General features: G+C 71.3%; 1 pseudogene. It reads left to right on the top strand.

What is annotated here, in order from left to right:
* Window positions 1-324: pseudogene (locus EFL26_RS19720) on the top strand (ketol-acid reductoisomerase); the annotation flags it as partial.

Below are 324 nucleotides of genomic sequence, written 5' to 3'. Positions count from 1 at the left end.
TACGCCGAGGAGATCGCCCCGGGCCTGACCCCCGGCGACACCCTGGTCTTCGGCCACGGCTTCAACATCCGGTTCGGCTACATCACGCCGCCCGAGGGCGTCGACGTGTTCATGGTGGCCCCGAAGGGGCCGGGCCACCTCGTCCGTCGCGAGTACGTCGACGGCCGCGGCGTGCCGGTGCTCGTCGCCGTGGAGAAGGGCGCCTCGGGCAAGGCCTGGGACCTCGCGCTGTCCTACGCCAAGGGCATCGGCGGCCTCCGTGCCGGCGGCATCAAGACCACGTTCGCCGAGGAGACCGAGACCGACCTGTTCGGTGAGCAGGCA

It is taken from the genome of Nocardioides pocheonensis (assembly GCF_003725535.1).
Lineage (GTDB): Bacteria > Actinomycetota > Actinomycetes > Propionibacteriales > Nocardioidaceae > Marmoricola > Marmoricola pocheonensis.
Note: the sequence above shows the minus strand (reverse complement) of the source record. Positions and strands in the feature narration are given on the sequence as shown.